General features: G+C 54.2%; 6 protein-coding genes and 1 pseudogene. 4 read left to right on the forward strand and 3 right to left on the reverse strand.

The window, feature by feature from the left end; translation table 11 throughout:
• Positions 1-139 precede the first annotated feature (139 nt).
• The gene (locus B9H04_RS17255; RefSeq protein WP_049933307.1) at positions 140-331 is read left to right on the forward strand and encodes a division/cell wall cluster transcriptional repressor MraZ; all 192 of its coding nucleotides are present in this window, start codon (positions 140-142) and stop codon (positions 329-331) included.
• A gap of 862 nt (positions 332-1,193) precedes the next feature.
• Here B9H04_RS17255 and B9H04_RS18415 read toward each other — a convergent pair.
• Positions 1,194-1,325, reverse strand: a pseudogene (locus B9H04_RS18415) (IS5/IS1182 family transposase); the annotation flags it as partial.
• Positions 1,326-1,336: 11 nt separating this feature from the next.
• Positions 1,337-1,567: a winged helix-turn-helix domain-containing protein gene (locus tag B9H04_RS17260; protein ID WP_211216892.1), complete on the reverse strand. Its 231-nt coding sequence runs from the start codon at positions 1,565-1,567 to the stop codon at positions 1,337-1,339.
• Positions 1,568-1,854: 287 nt separating this feature from the next.
• Here B9H04_RS17260 and B9H04_RS18420 point away from each other — a divergent pair, with 287 nt between their 5' ends.
• Together B9H04_RS18420 and B9H04_RS17265 are read left to right on the forward strand one after the other, a co-directional pair.
• On the forward strand, positions 1,855-2,460 hold the full coding sequence (locus tag B9H04_RS18420) for a hypothetical protein (RefSeq protein WP_139835147.1): 606 nt from the start codon (positions 1,855-1,857) through the stop codon (positions 2,458-2,460).
• Positions 2,453-3,109 (forward strand): hypothetical protein, encoded by a 657-nt coding sequence (locus B9H04_RS17265; protein WP_049933306.1) that lies wholly within the window; start codon positions 2,453-2,455, stop codon positions 3,107-3,109. The genes B9H04_RS18420 and B9H04_RS17265 overlap by 8 nt, the downstream gene beginning before the upstream one ends.
• 156 nt (positions 3,110-3,265) lie before the next feature.
• On the opposite strand, the gene B9H04_RS17270 is transcribed toward B9H04_RS17265, so the two are convergent.
• Entirely contained in the window at positions 3,266-4,498 is a 1,233-nt protein-coding gene (locus B9H04_RS17270) for an outer membrane protein assembly factor BamB family protein (protein ID WP_049933315.1), read from the reverse strand.
• A gap of 400 nt (positions 4,499-4,898) precedes the next feature.
• On the opposite strand from B9H04_RS17270, the gene B9H04_RS19785 reads away from it, so the two are divergent.
• The gene (locus tag B9H04_RS19785; protein ID WP_455583602.1) at positions 4,899-5,066 is read left to right on the forward strand and encodes a DUF7837 family putative zinc-binding protein; all 168 of its coding nucleotides are present in this window, start codon (positions 4,899-4,901) and stop codon (positions 5,064-5,066) included.
• Positions 5,067-5,321: the final 255 nt, after the last annotated feature.

Below are 5,321 nucleotides of genomic sequence, written 5' to 3' on the forward strand. Positions count from 1 at the left end.
GTTTTTATATTTCAAAATATGTATTTATACCTCTTTCCTGCGTGGAGAGTAAAATAAGCGAATACAACTTCCGCTATAGTGGGCAAATCACCCCAGAAAAAGGATTATAACCGAGGCTGGTGTACAATATCGGTAAGAAATGAGCGAGCGCATCGAAGTCGACCGCAGCGAGCCTTTAGAAATGGACCAACGAGGGAGGGTAACAATCCCTGCCAACATCCGTGCAAAGCACGGCATCGATCCTGAGATGGAGGGCAATATCTGGGTTGAGGTCGATATCAAATATTTCGAGATTCAACTTGACGAAGACGACACGGAGGAGTCGGCCTAACGTAGCCACTCAGTATGTACGTGTTAGCCCCAAAGGGGCTGACACGAGCCACGCACGATTCAGCGCATGTGATTATGGAAAGGTCCTGTGCGCTGAACCGTCACTGTGTGTGAGCCGTGCTTGTTCCTCTGTGTCCCAGAGTCTTAGTTTTGCCTCATCGGTAGCTAAGTCGCTATTCTGGAGGGATGAGTCGTGGGAGTCGATAATTTCGACGGCGACGACGTCGCTGACTAGCCGTCGATTATCTACTCATTTGGAGTATCACAGGGGAGTACAAATCAAAACTCGACTGATTCTCCCTGTCGTTGTATTGGAGTGGAAGCATACACATAACAGAATTATTATATTCTATTCTTGGTCTATTTTCTGTCGAGTTTCCAAAACAAAGACACTTTGAACTCCATCATGGGAAGTACGTTGTTGGTGAATGGAAAGACAGTGCGAACAAACATTTGCTATGTCCTCGCCCAGTTGGAGCCTGGACGACTCCTCCATGGGTTCGACGGCCGGCAGAATACGCCCCGCAAGCTTGTCTCGACGCCCCTCGAGGCTGACCGTCCGGTGACCAGTGCTGAACTCGATGAGTGAGCCGGAATCTCCAGCCGACCGCGACGAGATCACCTCACCGATCTCATTGAGGTTGGTCTCATCGTGCCTTTTTGAACACAAGACTGTATCGGGGTAGGGGCGATCATTCACGCTTTCACGGTGTCAGAACCCGATTCTTGAACTCAGATACAGTAGCCGCAGCTGCCGTCGGTAGCTGAATGTTCAGAACTATGGTATCCAACGTCCTTGCTTCAGTGATGAAGGCGATCCCTCTCCTGGATACGTCCGGAGAAAGAGAGCAGGCCGCGAGCCCTTAATTCGCCGCCTGCGTTGGGTTATGAGTAGTATACTTCCGAGTCAGCTCCCGGAACTGGCCGTGCCAGCTCCGGGAGCACAGCTTCTCGCCGTCGTCTTCCTTCGACTGCGAGAAGCCCATTTCACTCATCCCTGGATTAATCAGAGCTCGTCAGGATCGAGATCTCCGGCAAGATACTGCTCACCAGTCTCGGTGATCCTGTAGTAGCCTCGCTTGACGCGCTCGACGAGGCCGTGATCGACAAGCACTGAAAGTCGACGGTTTACTTCGCTTCGTGCCTTGTCAATGTTGAACGCAATAACGGATGGAGACAGGACCAGTCCAGATGTTGCTAGTGCCTCGAGAATACGGTCGTCAATGGGCATTTGCATCCACGGGGCTGGCTCTCTCACGGAATTCTCCTCTATTTCACACCACTATTTCAACCGATATATCAAGCGTGATAACTATTTGATGAATATAACCTCACTAATAGATGAGATTTTTATACCTATCATACATATATCTGCTCGTGAGCCATGGCATCACACAGTAAGCCTCAGATCCGAGGAGTCGCTTGGAATGGACTCATTCAACAAATGGGTTCAGCAGCTGTTGAACTACTTGCTAAACACCACTTTACCGAGGCTGACCTCGGCGGGATAGCGACGTGAGAGTAATGACAGAGAACTGCTCTCCGAATCCCGAAGTGATCAATCCGGAGATGAAATTAGAAGATGTTCGAAACGGGGTAAATGCGAATACCTGTGAGGGACATGGGCGGTCAACTGCGTCTGGACGAGGATATAACGCTGAACGCCTCGTTAATGCCATATTTGACGAGTCTGGCACCGCTTTCCGCGGGGCAATTGACTCACATATTGATACTTATGTCCCTGGTGAGATTGGCTACGATATTGAAGTCAAATCCTGTGTCGCTCGGTATCAAAATAATACCAACGAGTCGGGCCGGTACGGCCAATTTCGAATCTGGAAGCACCACCACGATGAATTACTAGCTGAATCCTCAGAGCACGATTCGATAAGAGCGGTATACTTTTTTGTCGTGTATTCAGTCAGATATGGAATCGAAGAGGAGGTAGGGAAATTACTCGTACCTGCTGAGGTAGTTGACGGTGCGCTTGATAACTGGTCTCTTGAAGATCACGTGACGATGGGCGAACAACGAACCCGTCAGATCTCGTGGCACCTCCTACTGAGGCGATTAGGCGTATCGGCAGATCGATTCAAATCCGAGGACCTTATCGACCTCACAGATGAGTGACTCACGACTCACACCAGTTGCGTTCGACATCGAGACCTCTGGATTCGATGCGGACGCTGTCATCACCGTTGCTGGGTTCGCGCACGGTCTCGGTGAATCGCTCATTCTCAATACTGGCAGCCACAGCGAGGTTGATCGCAACACACTGGTGAGAGCGCTTGATGAGGAGTCAACTGGGACAGCCCAACTCGACGTCGTTGCTAACGAGGGCGAACTCCTCGAGGCGGTCGCGTCGTTTGTCACGAACCAACTCGATGGTGACACCCACTATGTGACCGCATTCAATGGTGAGACGTGGAATGGTGGGTTCGATCTCCCCTTCTGTCGAACGCGATTTCTCCAACATGGACTGCGGTGGCCCTTTGGTGACATCGCGTACGCCGATATGATACAGGTGGTTGACCGGTTCAATACGCAAGATCAGACTGACCTCGTTGGGGTGTATGATGTCCTTGTTGGTGAGGAGACCTGCGACCCGTTTGACGATAGCGCCGAAGCTGTTGATGCGTTCCAAGCTGGCGACTGGCTTCCACTCTGTAAGCACAATCTGGCCGACATCCAGCGAACCCGGAAGTTGGCTGAACTGGCCGGACGGTTTGTCGCCCAATCGGATTTCAAGATGAAGAATCTACAGCCACCACATCGATGAAGGGTTCACCATAGGAGAGATGGGCCACGAGATGCGGAACGACATACCGATGGTGAGGACAGATAGGTATCTAACACACCGTCGAGGGTGTCATAGAACTCTTCTCACACCGTCGACCCACACAGTGATTCGCTCAATACAGTTGAGACACTGAGCTTAGCCGTTCGAATCGACATCGCCGAGTACGGCCAGAGCGCCGATGCTGCTGGTCGCAAAGAATACGGCACCGCCGACGAGGATCGGTGGGATAGTCACGGAGTGAAACGAGTCCAACACGTAGTTCCACTGTACGTCCCCCGTCTCGCGGTCGAAGACGGTGATCGTCTCACGGAGTTCGGTAGAGACGTACTCGGATCCGTCGACCATGGCAATCACCGTATCGCTCCCGATACAGAACCCCTGGGCGTACACATCGTCGTCGTGTAGCACCCGCGTCGTTTCGGCCGCGAGATCGACCGCGAGTAGCCCCTCGGCGTTCGCCACGAACGCTGTCTCCCCGTCCACGGCCACCGTCGTGCTTTCCGTCCCGTCGATCTCGGCCAAGCCGATTTCCTTGGTCCTCTCCCCCGTTTCGGGGTCGTGGACGCCGAGACTGTTCCCGTCTACGACGAAAACGCCCCGCTCGGTCGCTACCGGATCGGCGCTCGTCGACACCTGCTCCAGTGCTTTCGTCCAGCGGGTTGTTCCGTCCTCGACGTCGAACGCCGCGACGCTGTCCGTGCCGTCGACGGCCCCCACCGCGTAGACGGTGCCGTCGTGGATCGCGGGCGTGACGCGCTGCTGTGTCACCCCAGCCGTCTCCCAATGTGGTTCGCCGTTCTCCGCTCGGAAGGCTTCGAGGCCGTCACGGGATGGAACGACGACGACACCCGACCGTTCGTCGACGGCGAGCAGTTCCGGAGCGTACGTCGGCCTCTCGCCGGTTTCGGACTCTTCGAGCGGCTGTCGCCAGAGAATGTCACCGTTCTGTCGGTCGAGGGCGACGAGCTCCTCATCGTACGCCACGAGGAAGCGTTCGTCGACGAGCGCCCTTCCATGGTCACCGTCCCCTTCGAGAAGTGTCCGCCACTGTTCGCTACCATCCTGTGCGTCAAGTGCGATGGCGCTTCCCTCGTTGCTGGGGTCGAAGTTTGTGGTGTAGACGATTCCGTCGGTGATCACCGGATCCCACCGTGTGAAAGTCGCCGACTCCCACGCTAGGTTTCCCCGCGGAGGTGCGGAAACATCCGACACAAACGTGTTCGCGCTGTTTGCCCCGTGTTGTGGCCAAGTCCCGTCAGGGACGGCGGGCAACGGCGTGTCCGGCCTGCCCAACGGAAGGACCGATAGGCACCCCGATAGTGCTGCGGTACCGACACAAGCCGTCGCGAAGAATGTACGCCGGTTCATACGGGCGATTGACGGGTCAGTGACCGAAGTCTCGTACTTTCTGGAGGGCACATTCCTGTCGTCGTTCGTTTGGGTAGTGTTTAAATACTCATGCTTGATGTGTAAGCGCGTTCTATCAGCTAATTCGGCTATGAATTCACGGAATAAATGTCGTGACAACTCTTCTATGACACCCTAACACCGTCACTAGAAATCGTAGCTGCGTGGTGGCCACTCGCGAACCGTGGTCATATTGCCGTCCTAGAGAAGTACTTTCACTCCGCTCGCCCGAAGTATAAGTCACAGAGTCTGTAATATCGGGGTGAGGGAGCAAAGCTGAGTCGGTCTCACCGACCGAACCAGCTCTAAAACAGTGTCACACGCTCCCTCTCCCCTGAAAAGAGCTACCGATCTCGTGAGAATGACCCCCGATAATTCAGAGACGGTCCGTGGCACCTGCTCATTCTGTGGCGATACAGTTACCGGCCGACACGCGATCATCGAGTATGAAACAGATAGCGGTAGACCGGGCGTGTGGGCCGAATGCCCCGGCTGTGGCGAGATCGTCGATCCCATGAATGCTCAGTAAACAGTTCATCCAGCAAATTGTGAGACTCGAGCCGTCATCGACAACGCACCACGAGTGCCGTCACTGTGGATACAGCGTGGAGAAAGACGTCGATGAGTGTCCACAGTGTGGCTCTCGCGAAATCGCGGCCTACGATCTCGAGTAATTGCTGAGGTGGTCACGGTGGGGAAAGAAGGTTCAATACCTTATGTAGCACCCGAGCGCTAACATGGCTCCAATTGTTACATAAGGTATAGAGCAGCCGTCACCACCCAC

Source organism: Halorubrum ezzemoulense DSM 17463, assembly GCF_002114285.1.
GTDB classification, from domain to species: domain Archaea; phylum Halobacteriota; class Halobacteria; order Halobacteriales; family Haloferacaceae; genus Halorubrum; species Halorubrum ezzemoulense.